Raw genomic sequence first — 20,281 nt, 5'->3', positions numbered from 1 at the left:
TCATTGGTTTTACTTTTTCCTATTTCTATAGCTTAGCCCTTTATAAATACACCAATGGCCTTTTTTGAGTGATTCAACATCAACCCATAGTTTTTGCGGTATTGCATGTGCGGTTGTATACCAATCCGCCGCGCCTTGTACCAGTTTTTGCGGTGGTGCATTCCTGCCAAAATAGGATATGTTGAGAAGTGAAACGCTTATTCTGACTGTAGGATTATTTCCGTCAGCCCATTCCTGTGCTTCGAGTTCTTTGTTCTTAGTTAACCATACGACGCCTTCGACGGATTGGTTAATACAGCCGTTTTCCAAGATTTGTTCCAGATTTTGCTCGGTAGTAAAATGATATAGTCTCATAGATTCTCCTTATCAAGTCTAACTAAAGCAGTTTTTCCCCATAAAAAAAAACCCTATGTTTTGGGTATTCGGGGGCGTACAGGCAAATGTCGCCTATATTCTGTGGCGGTTAAAAACAATATGATATTGTCACTAATCGTCATTAGGTACTTATAAATATAAGTCATTATACCACGAATAATCGATTCTGTCAAATAATTGCTTTCCTGGAACAAACATCTATCCGTTTGCGATAAACGATTTTTAACGAGTAGGGGTAGAATAATAGAGCTGGAGACAAGGCACATAAAAGGGAAATTAAAAATCATAGAGAAATGTATTATATTATGGTACTGCTGGTATAAGCCAATTCAGTGACCGGAATAGGCAGTTACATGTAGGTCTCACTTTATTGGATACTATATATGCAAGGAGGCGCAAAGAATGCGGGTACTGCTGGTAGATGATGATCGGGTTAGCAGATCAGTTGTGAGATGTCTTTTGCAGGACCGTAACTGCGAGGTGACAGAATGCTCTAGTGCTGTTGAGGCACTTATTGAGCTTGTTGATGCAGACTATCCGATGGTGCTTTCTGATATCAATATGCCAGGCATGTCAGGCATTGAATTGGCAGGGGCCATAAAACAATTGTCAGACAGTTGGCGGACAGATATTGTTCTTTTTACAGGATATGCGGATATAAAATCTGCTGTCGACGCTTTACGTGCCGGAGTTTATGATTATCTACAAAAACCGGTTGATCCGCAGGAACTGACATTGACAATTGACCGGGTGGCCGAACATCAGGCATTGTTGAGGGAAAACAAAAAGCTAACTGATCGATTCCAGGATGAAGTCTGTGCAGCTACCGAGGCAACTAGGCGCGAACTCTTTTCCGTGAAAAAGGTTTTGGCAGAGTCAATCATCGGTAAAGTGGGGGTTTTTGGGGAAAGTACTCGTAAATTGTTGGAGCAGGCGCAGCAGTTTCATGCCGATAGGTCTATTTCTGTGCTTATTCAAGGGGAAACTGGTGTTGGCAAAGAAGTTATAGCCAAAGCTATTCACTATGGTGTGACAATGGATGAATTAACTAATAGACCGTTTATTGCTATTAATTGTAGTGCATTGACGCCCTCTTTGTTTGAAAGTGAAATGTTTGGCTATGAGGCGGGCGCATTCACCGGCAGTGCACCCCAAGGCGCAAAAGGTAAATTTGATATGGCACAAAAGGGAACGTTGTTTCTTGATGAGATCGGTGAAATTCCGCTTAACTTGCAGGCAAAACTGCTTAGGGTACTTCAGGAGAAAGAGTTTTACCGGGTTGGCGGGCTGAAGAAGATTAAAAGTGATATCAGGATTATTTGTGCTACCAATAGTTTGATTGAGAATCAAGTAGAAAATGGTACTTTCCGCAGGGATCTCTATTATCGTCTGAAGGTTGGGTGTCTTATGGTACCGCCGCTGCGAGAACGAAAAGACGAAATTGTGCCGCTGGCGAATGCGTTCCTGATGGATGCTGCCCAGCAGAAAAAGAAACGGTTTCACCTGATAGCTCCTGCGGCGGCCAAGCTATTGAAGGAATATTCCTGGCCGGGGAATATAAGAGAACTTAAAAATGTTATCGAATATGTTGCCTTTGCCTATGACGGGGAAGAACTGCAAGTGAACCATCTTGCACATTTACTGGGTGAAGAAAGACACAGCCAAGCATTCAGCCAAGAGCTGGGTAGTGATGTGGTCAGGCAGCAAATGGTGTTGCCCTTTCCTTCGAGTGGATATTCGTTAAAAAGCTTCTGTGATGATATTGTTGACGAGGTCATCATTGCCCATGACGGCAATCAGGCAGCTGCAGCTAAGTATCTGGGAATTTCCCTGCGAGCCTTATATTATCGCCTGGAGAAAAAACGGATCAAGCAAGAGATTAACAAAATCTAGTGAAATAAACTTCATACAAAAACTTCAGTTACTGCAAGTTTTTGTATGAAATGACATTCTTCTACTTTTGCGTTAAGAAAAATCAGTCACTATTGCCAAGGAGATAGTTGCTGAAGTTGTTGATGATTAGGGTGTTTTGCCTGACAAAATAATAGTAGTTGAATATTATTAAGTAAGCGTGCCGATTGTGGCACGCTTTTTGCATTAGAGGTTAGTAAGAAGAGATCATCGGAGGTCAAATTGGAGGGAAGTTATGTATGATGCCGGCGCTTAGTGAGGTGGCGAATGCAGAAATTCTTATTGTAGACGATAATCAAGCTAACTTAGAAATGCTCTCAGTCATGTTTCGAGAATTGGCATATAAAGTGCGGGTTGCGTCAAGTGGAACCTTTGCCTTGCAAATCATACAGCGTAGTGTACCAGATTTAATTATCCTTGACGTCAACCTGTCAGATATGGATGGATATGAAATTTGTAAAAAATTGAAGGCGTCAGTAGAATGGGAATCCATTCCGGTTATATTTATAAGTGCATCAACAGAACTGTTTGATATGTCTGAGGCTTTTCGCGTTGGCGGTGCTGACTATATAAAACACCCCTTTTCCTGTGCTGAAGTGGAGGCTAGAATTGGGACCCAGCTTCGCTTACATCAATCCCGAAAACGCTTAGAAGCCATAGTTAACGAAAAAACGCGCGCAATAGTAAAAGCGCAGTCAGCCTTGAGCTTTGCTTTAACGACAATGGTTGAGTCCTATGATGACGAAACAGCTCAGCATCTCGAACATGTTCAGAAGATTTCTCGGCTATTGGCTTTAACGCTTAAGACGTCGTCGCGCTATTGTGCAGATATTAATGATGAGTTTGTGAAGAATATCTATCGCGCCAGTGTTTTGCATGACATCGGCAAGGTAGGAATTCCTCACACAATCTTACATAAATTGGAAGGGCTCACGTTCCGGGAATTTGAGGTCATAAAATCGCATACGACGATAGGTGCTAAAATGCTGCAAGCTGTTTACGGTTATTATCCTAAAAACTCCTTTCTCCATATGGCGATTAACATTGTACGGTTTCACCATGAAAAATGGGATGGGAGCGGCTATCCGGATGGACTGGCAGGAGAAAATATTCCGCTGGCGGCTCGCATCATGGCAGTAGCCGATGTCTATGATGCCATGCGATCAAAACGTTGTTATAAGTCGGCGTGTTCTCATGCTAAAGCTAGGGAAGCTATTATGCAGGGGATCGGAACCCATTTTGATCCGGTTATCGTTCGTGCATTTGCGCGGATAGAAAATAAATTGGTGGCACGTTATACGGAACAGTAAAGACCTTGGTTGACTGGGTGAGTAAAAAAGAATGTGGAAGAGAGGATTGGATAAATGGAAAAGTTACGGGAGTATGAACAAAAAATCGAATATGCCCGGGTCCAATTGGGTGAATTAGTGGTGGCGAAGGGCTTTAATCTGCAAGACCCTGAATTAATTTCTCTAAGCGATGAGATGGATCGTCTTATTGTTGATTTTGAAAAGGCAAAACAGGTTATATTACAAGTGTGAATAGAGGCCTCACAAATTTCATACGAAAATTGCATACCATGCAATTTTTGTATGAAATTTGTTTAGTGATCTTCTATGAATAAGGAAAATTCTGTTGCAAGTACCTCAGATCTGCTTGAGCTTGTCGAAGGGTGCCATAGATTATAGTCATAAGAAACGTATTTGAATATTATTTAAGAAGCGTGCTGATTTTGGCACGCTTCTTGCTTTGTAGGTAAGCAAGAAGCAATGTGCAAATGACAAAGGGGGTAAGTTTGCATGAAAGATCTAAAAATTGAAGCTATGCGTATCCGGCTGAGTGGCCTAGTGGTAGCCAAGAATTTTAACATGCAAGATCCGGATGTCATTTCCCTTAGTAAAGAACTAGATCGCCTGATTGTTGATTTTGAAAAAGCAAAGCAGCAGGTGTTGCAAAGCTCTGATTATACAAAAAACCTTAGCTTTAGCTAAGGTTTTTTGTCCAGCTGGAAAGTATAACTTTCCCTGGATTAACGGGGCGGCAAAAAGTAAATGACGGCATACTGTCAAATAATTGGTTTAACAATAGGGTAAGTTGGGAATAGTATAAACTAGCTTAGTAAAGAATGAGGTGAGGGCTAGTTTGCTTCGATTTCGCCATAATCCTATTGTGATTTTTACAGCCTTGTTAACCATTTATACGGTTTGTAGTTCGATTTCGGCAATTTTTAAGTAGAGAAAGTAATGTTTTCTATGGTAAATTAGTACAGAAAAACAGCCGCTCCGGGGAGGACGGCTGTTTTTTTACTGGGCAGTGCTGGATAATAGCAATTCAGTGCTCAGAGGAACGGATGCTGTTTCGCAAGTAAGCAAGGATTTTTTGGCCTTCTTCATTAAGAATAGTTCCCGTACCCTGGCAAGTTGGGCAAGGATGAGTGCCAATTTTGCCGGAGCCCTTGCAGTTAGAACAAGTCTCTTCCAATGTTAGGTTTGTTTTCACGGGAGTAGCTCCTTAGCGTTTACTAAAATGTCTCATAATTTGGTGGTGATGTCAAGGGAACTGGAGTAAAAAGGAAGGAATTTGAATTTGTATAACGAAAATATAATAGAAAAAGAACAAGAATAAGGAGGAATAGTATTATGGTAAAAGTCATTTTGCTTGCAGTATGTTTAATGTGTGCATCACTATCTGTTTTTGCGCAGCCATTTGATCCAGATCGCTACCCAGAATCGCCTGAACAGCACCATCCGGATCGCCACCCGGGACCGCCGCCTGAACAGCACCACCCGGGACCGCCTGATCAGCACTATCCGGAGAAACACCGTCAGTATCCTATTGATATTAGTGCAAGCCATGGTGGGTATGTTTCACCAGAAGGAAGAGTTCATGTCCGTGAAGGGGAATCACTTTTTGTTTCTATTCGTCCCGAGCGGGGCTTTGTGGTTAACAAGGTCGTTGTTGATGGCAGAAATATTGGCCCAGTGCGTGACTACCGGCTTCCGCATGTGGAGCGTCCGCACTCGATCTATGTGGAGTTTGTTCCGGAGCGGCATCGCCAACCTGACCATCGGCCTTCTAGATAGGAAAGCTTTGTCTAGTCATCAGACGTAGTCTGTTCGAGAATAGTTGGTTGTTCTTTACTGGTTTGTTCTTGTTCGTTAGCCGTTAGCCGATTGTCGTTAAGTTGTGCTAACAAATCAATCATCTGTTTGTTTTGCGCCACCAGGATGCTTTGGTTTCTAGCAATTTGCTCAAGTGGCGCTAGGGCAAGCTGAAGTTTTTCTACTAGGTACTTTACCATTTTGTCATAAGAAGCCAATATGAAAACCTCCTTTAACCTCTTGTTACAATATATTGCTGGTGAGCTTGAAGGGTGTGGAGGAATTTTAAAATAAAGGATTTTGCCGGTACCCAGGAGAATTTCCTATGAGATTATCAAGAATAGGAAGAGTGTTTGTGGAGGAGAATAGGATGAAGCTTGGGGACGCGGTTAAGAATTCAAAGGGATCTAAAGTGGTAGGCATCTACCGGATTTCACGGTTTGAAGTTAAAACCGCCAGAAATGGTAAGTCATATGGTGATTGCCTGATTAGTGATCAAAGTTTTGAGGTACCTGCCAAGTACTGGGATATACCTGGTGAACGCATACCATTGTTTCAGCAAAATGGGATACTGCGCCTGGAAGCTACATTGGATTATTTTAAGGATAGTCCGCAATTGACAATCGACGGTGTTTTTCTGCCATCGCCGGCGGAAATTGATCAATCGCTGCAAAGCCTGGGTATGATGGCTCCCAGAAAAATTGATGATATGGTTAGTGAGTTAACAGCTATTATCGCCAGTATCAAGCATGACCGGCTGCGGGAATTGTTAGTGACTATCTTTGGCACCGACACGCCTTTTGGTGCAAGATTCAAGCGGCATCCGGGAGCGGTCAAGAACCATCATGCGTACATCGGCGGTTTGCTTGAACATACGCTTGAAGTAGCAGTAGGCGCGGTGGATCACTGTAACCGCAATGACAAAATAAACAGGGATATTCTCTTGGCGGCTGCTCTGGTTCATGATATTGGCAAGGTACGGGAAATTGAGGTAGATGCGTTTGGTATGGGTATTGGCTTTACCAAGGAGGGCAAGCTGTTACGACATATTTCACTTGGCATGGAGATGTTAGACCACGCCTGCCAGACAGTGGGACTTGCGCCAGAGCTTGGTTTAATGCTAAAACATTGTATTCTTTCTCATCATGGGCAGGCCGAGTGGGGTAGTCCGGTGGAACCAATGTTGTTGGAGGCCGAGATACTGCATTATTTGGATAACCTCAGCGCAAAAACTGAGCAATTTTCTCGTGAGGCTGGGCGGGCAGAGCCTGGCGGATTTAATAGAAGTGCTACCCTACGGCGGGATGTATACAGGCCAAGTGTAGAATAATTAATAAGTATGGTGGTGTTATTTTGACAAGCCCAAACATCTATCAGCAAGCCGTTCGCGAGATGTATGAAGCTATTGCTGATGTGGATACTGTTAAAACCTGTAAGGCGCAATACAACGCGATGATTGAAGGCAAGACCTCGACGCATGAGGTCGAGGCATACTGGGAATTTACGGATGGGGATATTACCTATAAGGTTGTTATTCAGGGCAAAGAGCAGGCAAGTTTGGCAGAATTGTTTATTTTCCTGCGAATGCTCCGGGATATACCAGGACAGGTTATCGGGGTCGTCGTGACCCAACCGGTGTACCAGAAAGATATTAAAGACATGGCAGCTAATGCGGGTATTTTGTTATGCGAACTGACTCAACCGATTACCACTGAAGTATGGGAACCGGTTGTTAGCAATGTTCAGGTTAACGTGGATAGGCCCTGGGTTAAACAGGCTAAGGAGCAGGCTGGACTGGGGGATGAACCGGTACAGGTGAGTGCTGATCCTAAGTATAGTTTTATTTATGATGAAGCAGGCAATTGTATAGATACTGTCCAAGGGATTTTTGACCAATATGGCAAACAACATAAAGTCGGTAGTGGTGAACCGCAAACGATAGTGCATACCTTTTCTGTTCCAACGTTTTTGCAAACCAACCATGTATTGGTGCCGTTTATTAAGTTGGACAACATAATGTTTGATGTAGAATTGGCCAATGTCAATCACCGGGCTGCTGAAGACATGCTTGCCAATATTGTTGACATTATATTGAAGTATTTTGGTAAGTAAAAAAGAAGTCCTGGCGGCCGTTTTTTAGCGCCGCGGACTTCTTTTTGTTTTAATTAAAACGTATGCTCGCCCAAAGGAATATCAACAACCTTTTTGGCCTTATCAGATAACTCAAGCGTAAACAGGAAGGCTTTCTTATCAAAATAGGCAGAGTGGTTATTGTCTGGTCGAAGGATAATGGTCTTTATCGGGAAATGATCGGTCAAATCAAGTGAAAGGGTGCGGTCTGATTTGACAATCAGATAGTTATCTAAATTGAGCAACTCAGTTGTCGGTTTTGGTGTATTATGTATCGATTCTGACCAAATAATAGGCGCTATTTCAGCCGATACAGGCTGGAAAAGGACAGGTAGTAGTAAAACGCATAACAATAAGCTTACTTTCATACGTAACCTCCTTTTTCTAATCCTTAGTGTAGCATATAGACAGGTATAGTTAAAGAGACGTTGGTCCTACATTTTGTAACTGCTGTATTGATTAACCCATTAGTTTGTTGTACAATTAACAAGAACATACGTTCCGAAAGGATGTGAGGTTAGATTATGCAGCGTTGGATAATTCATGTGGATATGGATGCTTTTTTTGCAGCGGTTGAGCAGCGGGACAATCCTGAACTGCGGGGTTGTCCGGTTATTATCGGGGGCACAGGCATGCGCGGCGTTGTAGCTACTGCCTCTTATGAAGCCCGCAAGTTCGGAGTTCATTCGGCTATGTCCTCCATCGAGGCCAGACGGCGTTGCCCACAAGGCATTTTTTTGCCGTCTGATCATGAAAAATATAGCAGAGTTTCGCAGGATATCTTACGCATATTTTCTGATTTTTCGCCACTGCTAGAACCGCTGTCTCTTGATGAAGCCTTTCTTGATGTCACAGGTATGGAAGGCGTATTTGCCAGTCCAGTCGATATTGCTGTAAAAATTAAGGAACGGATTAAAGCTGAGCTTGATCTTACTGCCTCCGCTGGGGTAGCGCCGAATAAGTTTTTAGCCAAACTGGCCTCAGATATAAATAAACCGGACGGCCTGATGGTTATCCGTCCGGAAGAGGTTGATAGCATACTCGCTGATATGCCAGTTAGCCGGTTATGGGGAGTGGGGAAGACAACAGCACAGACCCTGACTAAGTTGGGTTTTAAAACCATCGGGCAAGTGGCTCAGGCTGATCCGGAACTGATTGCCAAGCATTGTGGCCAACTAGGATATACTTTGCATCAACTGGCAAATGGGCAGGATAGTCGCTTGGTAGAGCCTGAGTGGCAACCCAAGTCAATTGGCAAAGAGATTACGTTTGCTCAAGACCTTACAGCGTTGGAGGATATTAAGACTGAGTTATGGGCTCAGGTGGAAAAAGTAGGCTGGCGGCTTAGGCGGCAAAAGTTAAGCGGACGAACAATAACAATAAAAATCCGTTTTGCCTCATTTCGTACTATTACTCGCAGCCGGACACTGGCGGTAGCCGCCAATCTTGATGAGACCATCTACCAGGTTGCTGCAGAGATAGTAAGCAAAGTTGTGTTAAACGAAGGGGTAAGGTTGTTGGGAGTTACGGTAAGCGGCTTAGTAGCCGCAGGAGGTCAGATGTCCCTTTTTGACCAAGGCAATGAAAAAGCAGAGGCTGTTACCAAAGCTATCGACAAGGTAAAAGAGCGTTTTGGTGAAGCTGCTGTTACCCGTGGGCGCGCCATGATAGCGCGGCAACGGTAATATATATCAACACACCACCTACCTGCATAGATTACAGCCTAGCACAGTGGGCCAAACGCTGGCGAAGTATATCAGTAATCTGGTTGGCGGTTAGGCCGGTAATATTGAGTTGGAGAGTGGCTGGGTGGTCAGTCGTAGTATAATGATAATTACCAAGGCTAATATCCCCATGCTCGGGATGAGGCGTAACCCAGGTATCTGTATCAGGATGGTAGCTGGTATATAAATAGGCGTCAGCCGCCTGACCAGGACGGCTAAGGTATGAGTTATCTACCACCCGGAAGCCTTGGGCGGAAAGCTGGTTAGCCAATTTGTGATTATAGTGGGCTAACGCAATTGTTTTTGACATGAGGAGCACCCTTTCTACAAATGCTAACATGAGTCGTACCTTTAATATGACTGGGTGCAGCACTAAATATGCGGGAGGAATTCAAATGATTAACCGGAAGCGACTACTTGATGAATTTTATGAGTTGGTACAGATTAAAAGCTCTACCCACGCAGAGCGTCAGGTGGCTGATGTCATTAGGCGAAAACTATCAGACTTACATATAGAAGAAGTAACAGAAGACAATACTGGCAGCAAAACTGGCGGCGATTGCGGCAATGTATTGGCCTTTCTTCCAGGTACATTGACTGGGGCGCCCAGTGTGCTTTTTACTGCCCATTTGGACTGCGTAGAACCCTGCGGCAATATTCAACCTGTCCTAAAAGATGGCATTATTACTTCGGCTGGTGATACTATCCTTGGTTCTGATGACAAATCAGGGGTAGCGGCTATTCTGGAAGCTTTGCGGGTGATCAAAGAACAAAATATTCTCCATGGCGATATCCAAATTGTTTTTACGGTAGCCGAAGAAGGCGGTCTCCAAGGTTCAAAAAATATCGATCAAGCATTGCTTCAAGCTGATTTCGGTTATGCGCTGGATTCCGGCGGATCACCAGGAGAGATTGTTAATATGGCTCCTGGCCATAATAAGCTGAAAATCGTCATTCAAGGTAAGAAAGCTCATGCTGGCGTTGCGCCTGAAGAGGGTGTAAATGCTATCATATTGGCAGGTAAGGCGTTAGCCAAAATTAATGATGGTCGTATTGATTCGGAGACTACGGCTAACATCGGCACAATTGAAGGGGGATCAGTCACTAACATTGTTCCTGATAAAGTGGTAATCCAGGCTGAAGCTCGCAGCCGTAACGAGGAAAAATTGGCCGCTCAGACACAGCATATGCGTCAGGTGTTTGAAGAGACTGTCAAGGCTGCCGGTGGCAAAGCTGAAGTCAGTATAGCTAAAGCATATGATGCCTTTGTATTGCCTGAGACAGCACCTGTTGTGCGTTTGGCCTGTCAGGCTGCCGAAAGTATTGGGCTTAAGCCTGTTATTAAGGCTACTGGCGGCGGCAGTGACGCTAATTTCTTTAACAGCTATGGTATTCCGACAGCTGTACTCGGTACTGGCATGTCCAAGGTACATACTACGGAGGAGTTTATCAAGGAAGAGGACCTCTACAATAGTGGTGAATTGGTCCTGGCCATTATTAAGGCCGTTGGCCAGGCTAAAAGATAGCAATACCAGAGTAACGAAAAGCTAGATTGCGAGCATAGCTCGCAATCTAGCTTTTCTATTAGCGCATAACCTTATAGCACATGCTTTTTTCGCAGCAAGCGGCAGAGCATATACATAAATCGAGGATACCAGCCAGCTGAACGCAGCAGACTATCACGGATAGTACATTGTGCAGGTGGCTCGGTTTTGGGATCAGACAAATACATAGCCAATAAACCGTCAACCACGGTTCGTGCAAAAGCAGTTTCTGGTAGCGAACTAGCCTGAGCGCGGGCCTGGTGGACAAAAAGTGTGAGTCTTGCTAGCATTTCTTGATTATTTGCATAGTAAGAGACAAAGTTTAGGTCACCGCCCTGTTGATCTTCGGCTTCATCAATAAAATAATCCAACAAAATATGCAGACCATTAATCCAAGGGAAATAGGCCTGACCAATTTGCTTAGCTTCTTTGGCTGTAAGGTTAGGATTATAAGCGGCTGCGCATAGCATAAACATACCTAAGGTTGAACCCGTGGCAGCGGCAAATTCCCAGGGGGTAATTCCTGGATAGGAAGGAAGGTGGACGTTAATCCAGGCTAGCATCTTTTGTTGTCTTACTTCGGAGTCTAGATGTTTATAGGTTTGAAGTTCGCAGTATAATCCGGCCTGGCGCAGTGTCTCCAGCTTAACCAGTTGGTAAGCCGGGAGTTTGGTAATTTCCCGGCGGCAGGTCATGACAAGTGCTTGTAAATAACCGCCATCATCTTTATACGGATAGGCGGCATAATAATCGTTTAGCGGCCGATCTGGATCCAGGGCATCAGTCATGGCTAGATGCAGCTGGCGGAAGGCCGCTTCATCGGCAATGCCAGCCCGGTCACAGAGATTGTCAAGGTAATCGCTGATGGTCTGCAATGCGACTACCAGTTGGACAAAATCACCGGTAGGCACGCCCTTATACAAACTATAGACACTGCCGCCCTGACAATGAAATTTTTTTGTACGGATACTGGCAAGTGCTTGCTCTGATAGTTCGCGCATACCATGTGTTGACGCATAGTCCTGCCAACAGGCAAGCGTATTGTCCACAAGCGGAAAGACCTTCCGTACAAACCTGATTAAAAGGATAAGGCCTAAAGTGGTAGTAGCCAGCGAGGAACCCATAGCGTCCTCCTTACGTTAAATATACTTATTCAATAATCAATTCAAAGCCCAGCTCTTTTTTGAACCATTTACGGTGTCCGGCTACCGCTTGACGTTCGATGCTTACAGGGTCGGTAGTGATCAGTCTAAGGGAGGCGTGACTACCAGTGATAGATGGTTCAACATCCTGTACCAAGCCAAGCTGGGTTGTTTCCAGACTTTCGGCCAGAGCCAGTAACAGTGCCAGTTTTCGGGCTGTTTGCCAATTGTGTTGATCAAGAAACTCGCTATAGATTTTGTTGCGGACGTATTTAGCAGACGGCCCATTATGCCAGCCGGCCACAACGGCTACTAACATTTGTTCGCGGTGAGTTAAGCCGAATAGCCGGGCATTTTCAGCAAGGTAGGCGCTATGACGAGCATGATCATAGTAGTTAATGGTAATGCCAATATCATGTAGTAAGGCGGCTACCCGGAGGAGATGCCGGTCACGACCGGACAGTCGTAAAATCGGCTGCCATTTATCGAACATAGTCTCTGCCAATTTGGCGACATGTTCGGCATGGGCTTCATCGCCTTTGTAGAATAGCAGCATATTGCGGGTTGAATGCAGCAGAATATCAGGAATAATGGCGGAAGATTGCTGTTTGGATAGATAGTATTCCAGGAACATTCCTTCCCGGACGCCGCAGCCGCTAATGATAATATTGGTGGCCTGAGATATATCCACCAATGATTTGACAAGGGTGGTTCCGGCGATAATAATATCAGCGCGTTCACTGCTGAGACCGGGATATTTGCGGCGTTGCGTCAAAGTAGTCTTTGTCAATTCCCGCCACAATTCCTCAAAGGCCATTAGCCCAAATCGGTAATTGTGCACTTTGGGAAAAGGATAGTTTTTATGCTTTTGATCCATCTTGGCAATATTACGGGCAGTGCCGCCGACGCCCACAAGGGGTAGGCCTAATCGCTTAAGCCATGGTAGCTTCTCCAGCTGGTCGGCAATATATTCACGCATGGTTAGCAATTGTGAATCGCTTATTTTATCCTGAGATGTAAACTTTTCGGTAAGGTTGACAGCACCTAAGGGGATACTGAAGACCTTGACTGCTTGACGGTTTTTAACCAAGATTACCTCGGTGCTGCCGCCGCCTAAGTCGAAAAGCAGTGCATCGTCGACGTCAATCGTATTGATAATACCAGTATAGGCCAAATGGGCCTCTTGTTCACCACTAATCGCTCTAAGGGGAATCCCAGTATGTTGATGTACTAAATCAATAAATTCTGCACCATTTTTCGCATTACGTACGGCGGCAGTGGCCACTGCTAGGATCGTATCCACCTTTACCAGTTCACACATATGAGCAAAGACTTTTAACGTGCCAATGGCGCGCCACATAGCGTCACGGTCGAGTATTCCTGTTTCGGCCATACCTTCGCTCAATCGGACGCTTTCCTTTTGGTTATATACTAGATTATAAGCGCCATTATGATAAATAGTCATCACAATCAGACGGGCCGAATTCGAGCCTAAATCAATAATTGCTACCCGTTCGGTCAAAACGTTCAACTCCTAACTACTTTGTAAAAAGATTACTACTAAATTTCGCTTTTAAAGATAAAATCCTGCTCATATTTATTATTAAGGAAATTTTTTTAATTTAGTCTACCAGAATTTACAACTAAACTCTGTTGACATAAGAACGACTAAGGCTTCTGCCGGCGTCCTGAGGGACTTGGCACAAGCCAAGTCTTTTCTTATCCGATGACCAAGTTGCTCTATCAAAGCTAATACCAGAACAGGATTAAAATTGCGTTAATTTGCTGTAAATTTAGTATTAAGTCATAAATAAGACAAGGATTTTTTGTTCTAGCCGTCGAAGAAACGAATATAATGTCTAGATACTATAAATTGTGACATAATAGGGGGTTCTATATGGGCAGACATGCACCTGACAGGTTTGCCGCCATTCATGTCGGCTCAGAGCAAATAGGTGTACAGATAGTTGAGTATACCAACCTGGATGACGTCAAAATTATAGAACAGAGCTATCGCCAAGTAATGTTGGGTGAAGAGACGTTTAAAACCGGGCGTATTAGTTTTGGTGCTGTAAGTGAGATTTGCGAACTTTTGAAAGGGTACCGCCGTCTGCTTAGCGAATACGGCGTGCGTGATTACCGCCTTGTAGCGACTACGGCTATTCGGGAAGCGCAAAACCAGCCATATATTATTGACCAGATTAAGGTGAAAACTGGTCTCAATGTAGAGGTTGTTGATATGCCTCAGGAGATATTCTACAAGTATGTTTCTTTGGTTAAAACCGTTAATGATCGCGGCCTGCTCAACTCCCAGGATGGCATGCTGTTCGTCGATATTTCATCAGGTGGTCTTGGGTTTACATTATACAAAGATGGCAATCTCAGATACCAGCAAAATATGCATATTGGAGCGCTCCGCATCAAAGAAAGTTTTGATAAAAACCAACGTGACTCTGCCCATTTCCAGCAAGCGTTATCGGAATATATCGGCAGTACGATCGAACCGGTAGAAACCGAAATGCGCCAGCATGATGTCAAGCGTCTGGTATTATCAGGTCCGGAAACCAAGCTGCTGCTAAAAATGTTGGGCAAAGAGCAAGGGCGGGTCACCTTTGTCAGTTTGTCAGAGTTTAACAACCTGTACAAGCGTGTAAGCTCGCTCAATCTGCCACAGCTGATAACAACCTTTCAGTTGACAGAAAATAAGGCAGAGATCGTATTGCCGACCATCGTATTGTATAAGCAGATATTGTCGCTGACAAACCCTGAAGAAATTGTTGTCTTAAGTGATCAATTTGCTGACGGTGTTATCATTAAACATATTTCCGAAAAAACCTCGCATAGACATAAGGAACTCATCGAGAGTCAGATCATCAGTCTGTGCTGGGAGATTAGCAAAAAATACTACTATGATCCAACTCATGCGGCTGCTGTGGAACGGTGGTCGATGCTGCTATTTGATAAATTGGGACGGATTCATGGTTTGAGTGAGCGCCACCGGCGATTGTTGAAAGTAGCTGCTATTCTCCATGATATTGGCAAACATGTGAATTTACGCCGACATTATTTTTATTCTTACCGCTTAATCATATCCTCAGACATTTTGGGCTTTTCTAAAGCCGAAAGGCATGTGATAGCCAATATCGCCTTTTATCATTCTAAAGGTGTACCCTCTGATGCAGATACTAACTTCGCCTATTTGACACCCAATCAAAAGGTTAGCGTTTCAAAGCTTTCGGCTATTATCCGGCTGGCTGATGCGATTGACCGCAGTCATCGTCAAAAAGTCAGTCAGGCAGAAGTTACCCTGCATGGGGATGAGTTAACCATTACGGTAACCAGCCGGGAAGATATGTCCTTAGAGGGGTGGACTTTTGCGGATAAGGCCGGTTTTTTTGAAGATGTTTTTGGGATAAAGGCTATATTAATCAGACGGGCGGGGTGATGACAATGACAAACGCCAAAAGCTGTGAGATACATGATGATGCTGACTATTTTTTTAATAGGGAATTGAGCTGGCTGAAGTTTAACCGGCGTGTACTGGGTGAGGCTGATGTTAAGACGAAACCTCTACTAGAGCGACTTACATTCCTTGCCATTACCAGTTCTAACCTGGATGAATTTTTTATGATTCGGGTAGCAGGCCTCAAGCACCAGTTGGAAAGCGGGGTTAATAAAGTAGATGCTGCCGGTTTGTCAGTGCGCCAGCAACTAGTTTGTATTACCGAAGATGCTCATGAACTAGTTAAATTGGAATATCGGTATTTAAAAAGTATCAAGACTGAACTGGAAAAAGCCGATATCTGTTTTTGCGAGATTACCAGCCTGGATGAGTGGGCGCAAGAGTGGGTTGAGAATTTCTTTAAAGATACTATCTTTCCGGTCATAACACCCATGGCGGTTGATGCCGGGCATCCGTTCCCTTTCTTGGCTAATCGCAGTCTAAATTTGGCGGTGCTTTTATGCCAGAATCAGGGCGATGATTGTGCTGCTGTTATTCAGGTACCAACAGTATTGCCGCGGATTGTAGAGGCACCTTCCAATGGTACTAAGCGGCAGTTCATTTTTCTTGAGGATATTATCAAACACTACTGTGGTCATTTGTTCCACGGTTACACGATAAAAGATGTTGTGTTCTTTCGTATAACTAGAAATTCCGATCTTTCCATCGACGAAGAAGACGCGGAGGATCTTTTAGCCGAGATTGAAAAATCCCTGCGTCAGAGGAAACATGGTCAGGCTGTGCGCCTGGAGATCGGCAAAACCAGTAACAGGCCGCTGCGCGAACTGCTAGTGTGTAACTTAAATATTGCTGAACAGGAGGTCTACGAAATACCTGGACCGCTGGATACGACCTGCTTTTTTAAGTTTAGCGATTTCCCCGGTCTTGAGCACCTAAAACATACACCAGTGTCGCCCCAAACGCCACGGGAACTTAATGGTGTAACCGATCTATTTGATGCGATCAGGGAACGAGATATTTTGCTGCATCATCCCTATGAATCCTTTCAGCCAGTGACAGATTTTGTGCTTCAGGCTGCGGAGGATCCCCAGGTACTGGCCATCAAGCAGACACTGTATCGGGTCAGCGGTAACTCACCAATTGTAAGAGCCTTGGCGCAAGCTGCTGAAAATGGCAAACAGGTTACGGTGCTTGTAGAATTAAAAGCTCGTTTTGATGAGGAAAACAATATTCTCTGGGCCAAACGTCTGGAGGAAGCAGGGTGCCACGTTATTTATGGCTTAGTTGGTTTAAAAACGCATGCTAAAATGATCTTAGTGGTACGGCAGGAGCAAGATGGCATTAAACGCTATGTCCATATGGGAACAGGTAACTATAATGACACTACCGCCAAAATATACACAGATATGGGGTTGTTTACGGCCAATGATCAGTTTGGCGCTGATGCCTCTGCCTTCTTTAATGTGCTGTCAGGCTACTCGGACCCACCGGTATGGAATAAAATTGTGGTGGCACCGCTTGGCCTTCGGGAAAAAATTAAAGAACTAATTGATCGTGAGATTGAGTTTGTCAAAGCCGGTAAAAGCGGACGTATCATCGCCAAGATGAACTCACTTGTGGATAAAGACATTGTTCTCAAACTGTATGAGGCTTCTTGCCACGGTGTCAAGATTGATCTTATTGTTCGCGGTATCTGTGTGCTCAGGCCAGGGGTGGCGCACGTAAGTGAAAATATATCTGTTCGCAGCATTGTCGGGCGGTTTCTTGAACATCATCGTATCTTTTATTTCAGTAATGGCGGCGATGAGCGGATTTTCTTATCAAGTGCCGACTGGATGCCGCGTAACCTCAATGAACGTGTTGAACTCTTTTTTCCGATTGAAGCCCCCGGCCATATCGCAAGGATTAAGAGGATACTAGATATTACCCTGAGCGACAATCAGAAGGCGTATAGTATGAAAAAAGATGGCACCTACCGCCGGGTTGACAAGCGAGGTAAAGCGGTCACCTCTCAGATGGAATTCTTTGCTCAGGCTCAGATGAACGGGCGGGAGCCTGATATCACTATCGAACAGCGTCTTAAGCCTCTCTATCGGCGAGTAGAGTAAAACTGGTATAGCAGGATTTTAGTAATCGTCGTATAATATTCACGGTATCGGAAATAATTTATTCACGTCGAAAAAAGGGGCGATATTTATGCAGGAAAACTTCAAAGTAGCAGTCCAGTATAACGATGAGTGTGGTTATGTAGAATACGAGCAGGTAAGCAAAACAATTAAGGTTGTTTTTGATAATGCGGCTACCCGCCAAATCATTGAAACCTATCTGTCAGCCGAACATGTTATCAGGGTACCTGGCGAAGGATTGCTCGATTTCAAGGAGGTAATCATCAAGCCGGCCGAAAGTGTGGATAATATGAAAACAGCACTTACCCGGATTTGGGAGAAAACAGGCGTGCATGTCGATTGGAGCCGCCCGGTAGCGTGACATTATGTCACGCTTTTTTATTTTGTCCACAATGCTAAAGTTATCCACAGAGTTATCCCCAAAACACCTTAAAATGTGGATAACTAAGAGAATTATTGTGGAAAAAGGGTTTGATAAGGTGAGAAATAGTTCAAATATAAGCTTTTGGGGTGTGGATAACTCTTGCCTGCAGGTATGTGGATAAATTGGATTATCGCCTTCAGCATGTTTGGCCAGAACAAAAAATTTACGAGAAATCGGAGTTATAAAACAATTCACAACCGTTGTCGATGAAAAAAACTGGGAATGGAAACGTGGCGTTTATTTTGGTGAATTTATCACCGCTTAACCGCGAAACGCCCAAATACATTCTGTATTTGGGCAAAGTGCTGCCGTTTGCAGCTATCGGTCTGTTAATTGTGTTTTGGTACAACTCGTATTTGCCTGAAAGTGTTAGTCCTCATAAAAGAGATCGTTCAACCAGCGTCCTAGTTGTTTTTCGCCATGAGCGCTTACAAATTCTCCTCGTCCTGAACGCAGGTCTCTTAACCAATGCCCATGATAGCAATCACCATTGGTCCAGAGCATAGTGCCGCTGCCTTCGCGGTAGCCCTTACGAAAGGCACCCTCATATTTCCCGCCGTCCGGGTAGAACTTTACGCCTCGGCCATCTGGCAGCCCCGATACTACTGTACCAGTGTATAGCGAACCATCCTGCAGCACAAAATCTTTTACACTTTCGACCACCGCGGGTGACGTTAGTGCGTCGCTTGGCTTGGTAGGAGTATATTCCGGGCCTTTGGCCATAGTTAAATTCTGGAATTCTTTATTCAACAGGGCAATATCATCTGTATTCACTTTACATGCTAGCTTAACTCGAAAGACAACTACGTTATCTTCAAAATTGCGGGTTTCTGATAATAATTTGGTTTGTACTCGTGCTAAGGTGGCATTTTGAATCCAATCTTCAACCAGTTCGTGATTAGTAACTGTTGTGGTACTAGCAAGCACAACGCCGGCTTCCTCCAAGGCTTGTTGTTGTGCATCCAGCCAGGCGCGCCGTTTGGCCTGAACCTCAGTTTCGCTTTCACCAACACGAGCTATTCCTTCCGCGAAGATAGTCTTTATTTCGGCATAGGCAATACTACTTGTGCAGAAGAAAGACATAAGGTAAAGTAAAAGCCCTGATACAATCACTATTCCCTTGTGCACTTATCTCATCCCCCCCTAGTTTCATACTAGAGTTATTACACTTGTATTATCAAAAATCCTTCCAAACCGCATCCTCTTTGCGATAGTTTGCTAGCTTTATCAGTTTGGCTGATATATGGGAAAATGGACTTCGAAACTTGTTCCTTGTGCGCTTGTGGTTACGTTGATTTTAGCTTTATGGCGATAGGCTATTCCGTAACACACTGCCAAGCCCAAACCAGTACCGTTGTCCTTGGTAGTTAGAAAGGGCGTACCAAGCTTGTCCAAGACAGACTCATCAATACCTTTACCTTGGTCTTGAACGACTAAAACAACATGATGTTTCTGGTGAAGAGTTTTAATAGTAAGAGTACCCCCCAGAGGCATTGCATCAAACCCATTTTGCACAAGATTAAAGAGCATTTGACGAATTTCTTTTTCATTGATGATTATTTCTGGCGTATTTGTAATGGAATATAGTAGTTGATTGCGGTTTTCCAGTGCACGAGCTTCTATTAAGGGTTTTATTCGTTCAATCAGATTTGCTAAATCTTGCACAATATAGTTGGAATTCACCGGATCACTCTCGGTTATTGACAAAAAGTTCGCTATGATTGAATTGGCCTTATCTAATTCACTTATCATCAGCTCAAAATAATCTCTATTATGAGCATACTCTGGTTTTTTCATAAAAAACTGCAAAAAGCCGCGTACTGTTGTCATAGGATTTCTAATTTCATGACTTATTCCAGCCGACATCTGACCGATTAAATTTAGTTTTTCCAGACGCATGAATTCATGTTCAAATTGTCTTTTGGCTGTGATATTATTCATTACAGTCAGAAGATAAGGTCTGCCTGCAATAGTAATAAATTCCGCATTAAAGACGGCATTTATAAGTTGGCCCTTTTTACATCTAACGAGAGTTTCAAAACCCTTGACGCTTCCATAAGTATTGAGTAATTGCAACATTATTTCGTGGTCGATGCGAGCAGAAAATATGCCTAATTCCCGTGTTGTTTTGCCGATAACCTCTTCTTTACAGTAGCTAAATGTATCAAGCAGGGCCTCATTTACCTCAAGATAGGTACCGTCATCTATTTCATTAATCGCCATAGGACAGGGGTTGGACCTAAAAACTTTTAGAAATAACTCATCTACATGTTGTGTTATTCTCATACATTAATCCTCGCATACAGTCTATCATTGAATTTCTACATAAACACAAAAAGTC

At 43.9% G+C, this 20,281-nt stretch carries 22 protein-coding genes; 13 read left to right on the top strand and 9 right to left on the bottom strand.

Annotated features, from left to right (window positions below; translation table 11 throughout):
• Window positions 1-9: 9 nt before the first annotated feature.
• Entirely contained in the window at window positions 10-354 is a 345-nt protein-coding gene (locus tag ACZ449_RS20690) for a hypothetical protein (RefSeq protein WP_464257945.1), read from the bottom strand.
• Window positions 355-777: 423 nt separating this feature from the next.
• Here ACZ449_RS20690 and ACZ449_RS20685 point away from each other — a divergent pair, with 423 nt between their 5' ends.
• The 4 genes from ACZ449_RS20685 to ACZ449_RS20670 all read left to right on the top strand — a co-directional run bounded on the left by ACZ449_RS20685 (window position 778) and on the right by ACZ449_RS20670 (window position 4,277).
• Window positions 778-2,268 (top strand): sigma-54-dependent transcriptional regulator, encoded by a 1,491-nt coding sequence (locus ACZ449_RS20685; protein WP_464257944.1) that lies wholly within the window; start codon window positions 778-780, stop codon window positions 2,266-2,268.
• 257 nt (window positions 2,269-2,525) lie between these two features.
• Window positions 2,526-3,596, top strand: coding sequence for an HD-GYP domain-containing protein (locus ACZ449_RS20680; protein ID WP_464257943.1), 1,071 nt, complete (start codon window positions 2,526-2,528; stop codon window positions 3,594-3,596).
• A gap of 54 nt (window positions 3,597-3,650) precedes the next feature.
• Entirely contained in the window at window positions 3,651-3,827 is a 177-nt protein-coding gene (locus tag ACZ449_RS20675; RefSeq protein WP_464257942.1) for a Spo0E family sporulation regulatory protein-aspartic acid phosphatase, read from the top strand.
• 258 nt (window positions 3,828-4,085) lie between these two features.
• Window positions 4,086-4,277, top strand: coding sequence for a Spo0E family sporulation regulatory protein-aspartic acid phosphatase (locus tag ACZ449_RS20670; RefSeq protein ID WP_464257941.1), 192 nt, complete (start codon window positions 4,086-4,088; stop codon window positions 4,275-4,277).
• A gap of 340 nt (window positions 4,278-4,617) precedes the next feature.
• Here ACZ449_RS20670 and ACZ449_RS20665 read toward each other — a convergent pair whose 3' ends face one another.
• On the bottom strand, window positions 4,618-4,785 hold the full coding sequence (locus ACZ449_RS20665) for a hypothetical protein (RefSeq protein ID WP_464257940.1): 168 nt from the start codon (window positions 4,783-4,785) through the stop codon (window positions 4,618-4,620).
• Window positions 4,786-4,958: 173 nt separating this feature from the next.
• On the opposite strand from ACZ449_RS20665, the gene ACZ449_RS20660 reads away from it, so the two are divergent.
• Window positions 4,959-5,369: a hypothetical protein gene (locus ACZ449_RS20660; RefSeq protein WP_464257939.1), complete on the top strand. Its 411-nt coding sequence runs from the start codon at window positions 4,959-4,961 to the stop codon at window positions 5,367-5,369.
• An 11-nt stretch (window positions 5,370-5,380) separates the two neighbouring features.
• Here ACZ449_RS20660 and ACZ449_RS20655 read toward each other — a convergent pair whose 3' ends face one another.
• Complete coding sequence (locus ACZ449_RS20655; RefSeq protein WP_464257938.1) at window positions 5,381-5,605, bottom strand: hypothetical protein; 225 nt, start codon at window positions 5,603-5,605, stop codon at window positions 5,381-5,383.
• Between the two features lie 152 nt (window positions 5,606-5,757).
• Between ACZ449_RS20655 and ACZ449_RS20650 the strand changes: the two genes are divergently transcribed.
• Window positions 5,758-6,717: a 3'-5' exoribonuclease YhaM family protein gene (locus tag ACZ449_RS20650; RefSeq protein WP_464257937.1), complete on the top strand. Its 960-nt coding sequence runs from the start codon at window positions 5,758-5,760 to the stop codon at window positions 6,715-6,717.
• A 23-nt stretch (window positions 6,718-6,740) separates the two neighbouring features.
• Entirely contained in the window at window positions 6,741-7,499 is a 759-nt protein-coding gene (locus ACZ449_RS20645) for a hypothetical protein (RefSeq protein ID WP_464257936.1), read from the top strand.
• Between the two features lie 53 nt (window positions 7,500-7,552).
• Here the strand turns inward: ACZ449_RS20645 and ACZ449_RS20640 are convergent, their stop codons facing one another.
• Window positions 7,553-7,885 (bottom strand): hypothetical protein, encoded by a 333-nt coding sequence (locus ACZ449_RS20640; protein ID WP_464257935.1) that lies wholly within the window; start codon window positions 7,883-7,885, stop codon window positions 7,553-7,555.
• A 156-nt stretch (window positions 7,886-8,041) separates the two neighbouring features.
• On the opposite strand from ACZ449_RS20640, the gene dinB reads away from it, so the two are divergent.
• Complete coding sequence (gene dinB / locus ACZ449_RS20635) at window positions 8,042-9,202, top strand: DNA polymerase IV (RefSeq protein WP_464257934.1); 1,161 nt, start codon at window positions 8,042-8,044, stop codon at window positions 9,200-9,202.
• 31 nt (window positions 9,203-9,233) lie between these two features.
• Here dinB and ACZ449_RS20630 read toward each other — a convergent pair whose 3' ends face one another.
• A complete protein-coding gene (locus tag ACZ449_RS20630) occupies window positions 9,234-9,551 on the bottom strand; it encodes a hypothetical protein (protein WP_464257933.1) in 318 nt (105 codons plus the stop codon).
• Between the two features lie 85 nt (window positions 9,552-9,636).
• On the opposite strand from ACZ449_RS20630, the gene ACZ449_RS20625 reads away from it, so the two are divergent.
• Window positions 9,637-10,767, top strand: coding sequence for a M20/M25/M40 family metallo-hydrolase (locus ACZ449_RS20625; protein WP_464257932.1), 1,131 nt, complete (start codon window positions 9,637-9,639; stop codon window positions 10,765-10,767).
• Between the two features lie 71 nt (window positions 10,768-10,838).
• On the opposite strand, the gene ACZ449_RS20620 is transcribed toward ACZ449_RS20625, so the two are convergent.
• A complete protein-coding gene (locus ACZ449_RS20620) occupies window positions 10,839-11,909 on the bottom strand; it encodes a tetraprenyl-beta-curcumene synthase family protein (RefSeq protein WP_464257931.1) in 1,071 nt (356 codons plus the stop codon).
• Between the two features lie 25 nt (window positions 11,910-11,934).
• A complete protein-coding gene (locus ACZ449_RS20615; RefSeq protein WP_464257930.1) occupies window positions 11,935-13,449 on the bottom strand; it encodes a Ppx/GppA phosphatase family protein in 1,515 nt (504 codons plus the stop codon).
• A gap of 375 nt (window positions 13,450-13,824) precedes the next feature.
• Between ACZ449_RS20615 and ACZ449_RS20610 the strand changes: the two genes are divergently transcribed.
• The 4 genes from ACZ449_RS20610 (at window position 13,825) to ACZ449_RS20595 (ending at window position 18,205) form a co-directional block, all read left to right on the top strand.
• Complete coding sequence (locus ACZ449_RS20610; protein WP_464257929.1) at window positions 13,825-15,372, top strand: Ppx/GppA phosphatase family protein; 1,548 nt, start codon at window positions 13,825-13,827, stop codon at window positions 15,370-15,372.
• A 5-nt stretch (window positions 15,373-15,377) separates the two neighbouring features.
• On the top strand, window positions 15,378-17,498 hold the full coding sequence (locus ACZ449_RS20605; protein ID WP_464257928.1) for an RNA degradosome polyphosphate kinase: 2,121 nt from the start codon (window positions 15,378-15,380) through the stop codon (window positions 17,496-17,498).
• 88 nt (window positions 17,499-17,586) lie between these two features.
• Window positions 17,587-17,877 (top strand): hypothetical protein, encoded by a 291-nt coding sequence (locus tag ACZ449_RS20600; RefSeq protein ID WP_464257927.1) that lies wholly within the window; start codon window positions 17,587-17,589, stop codon window positions 17,875-17,877.
• 208 nt (window positions 17,878-18,085) lie between these two features.
• Window positions 18,086-18,205, top strand: coding sequence for a hypothetical protein (locus ACZ449_RS20595; protein ID WP_464257926.1), 120 nt, complete (start codon window positions 18,086-18,088; stop codon window positions 18,203-18,205).
• Between the two features lie 104 nt (window positions 18,206-18,309).
• On the opposite strand, the gene ACZ449_RS20590 is transcribed toward ACZ449_RS20595, so the two are convergent.
• Window positions 18,310-19,068 carry a hypothetical protein gene (locus ACZ449_RS20590; RefSeq protein ID WP_464257925.1) on the bottom strand — a complete coding sequence of 253 codons (759 nt, stop codon included), beginning with the start codon at window positions 19,066-19,068 and terminating at the stop codon, window positions 18,310-18,312.
• A gap of 99 nt (window positions 19,069-19,167) precedes the next feature.
• Window positions 19,168-20,226, bottom strand: a complete 1,059-nt coding sequence (locus ACZ449_RS20585) for an ATP-binding protein (protein ID WP_464257924.1) — start codon at window positions 20,224-20,226, stop codon at window positions 19,168-19,170.
• Between the last annotated feature and the right edge of the window lie 55 nt (window positions 20,227-20,281).

The sequence above is a fragment of the Desulfosporomusa polytropa genome (assembly GCF_055380075.1).
This window is presented reverse-complemented; position numbering and strand designations above follow the sequence as displayed.

Excerpts from the sequence above, each read along its gene's own strand:
- ACZ449_RS20690 (WP_464257945.1), bottom strand. The coding sequence starts at position 354 with ATGAGACTATATCATTTTACTACCGAGCAAAATCTGGAACAAATCTTG.
- ACZ449_RS20685 (WP_464257944.1), top strand. The coding sequence starts at position 778 with ATGCGGGTACTGCTGGTAGATGATGATCGGGTTAGCAGATCAGTTGTG.
- ACZ449_RS20680 (WP_464257943.1), top strand. The coding sequence starts at position 2,526 with ATGATGCCGGCGCTTAGTGAGGTGGCGAATGCAGAAATTCTTATTGTA.
- ACZ449_RS20675 (WP_464257942.1), top strand. The coding sequence starts at position 3,651 with ATGGAAAAGTTACGGGAGTATGAACAAAAAATCGAATATGCCCGGGTC.
- ACZ449_RS20670 (WP_464257941.1), top strand. The coding sequence starts at position 4,086 with ATGAAAGATCTAAAAATTGAAGCTATGCGTATCCGGCTGAGTGGCCTA.
- ACZ449_RS20660 (WP_464257939.1), top strand. The coding sequence starts at position 4,959 with ATGTGTGCATCACTATCTGTTTTTGCGCAGCCATTTGATCCAGATCGC.
- ACZ449_RS20650 (WP_464257937.1), top strand. The coding sequence starts at position 5,758 with ATGAAGCTTGGGGACGCGGTTAAGAATTCAAAGGGATCTAAAGTGGTA.
- ACZ449_RS20640 (WP_464257935.1), bottom strand. The coding sequence starts at position 7,885 with ATGAAAGTAAGCTTATTGTTATGCGTTTTACTACTACCTGTCCTTTTC.
- dinB (WP_464257934.1), top strand. The coding sequence starts at position 8,042 with ATGCAGCGTTGGATAATTCATGTGGATATGGATGCTTTTTTTGCAGCG.
- ACZ449_RS20630 (WP_464257933.1), bottom strand. The coding sequence starts at position 9,551 with ATGTCAAAAACAATTGCGTTAGCCCACTATAATCACAAATTGGCTAAC.
- ACZ449_RS20625 (WP_464257932.1), top strand. The coding sequence starts at position 9,637 with ATGATTAACCGGAAGCGACTACTTGATGAATTTTATGAGTTGGTACAG.
- ACZ449_RS20620 (WP_464257931.1), bottom strand. The coding sequence starts at position 11,909 with ATGGGTTCCTCGCTGGCTACTACCACTTTAGGCCTTATCCTTTTAATC.
- ACZ449_RS20610 (WP_464257929.1), top strand. The coding sequence starts at position 13,825 with ATGGGCAGACATGCACCTGACAGGTTTGCCGCCATTCATGTCGGCTCA.
- ACZ449_RS20605 (WP_464257928.1), top strand. The coding sequence starts at position 15,378 with ATGACAAACGCCAAAAGCTGTGAGATACATGATGATGCTGACTATTTT.
- ACZ449_RS20600 (WP_464257927.1), top strand. The coding sequence starts at position 17,587 with ATGCAGGAAAACTTCAAAGTAGCAGTCCAGTATAACGATGAGTGTGGT.
- ACZ449_RS20585 (WP_464257924.1), bottom strand. The coding sequence starts at position 20,226 with ATGAGAATAACACAACATGTAGATGAGTTATTTCTAAAAGTTTTTAGG.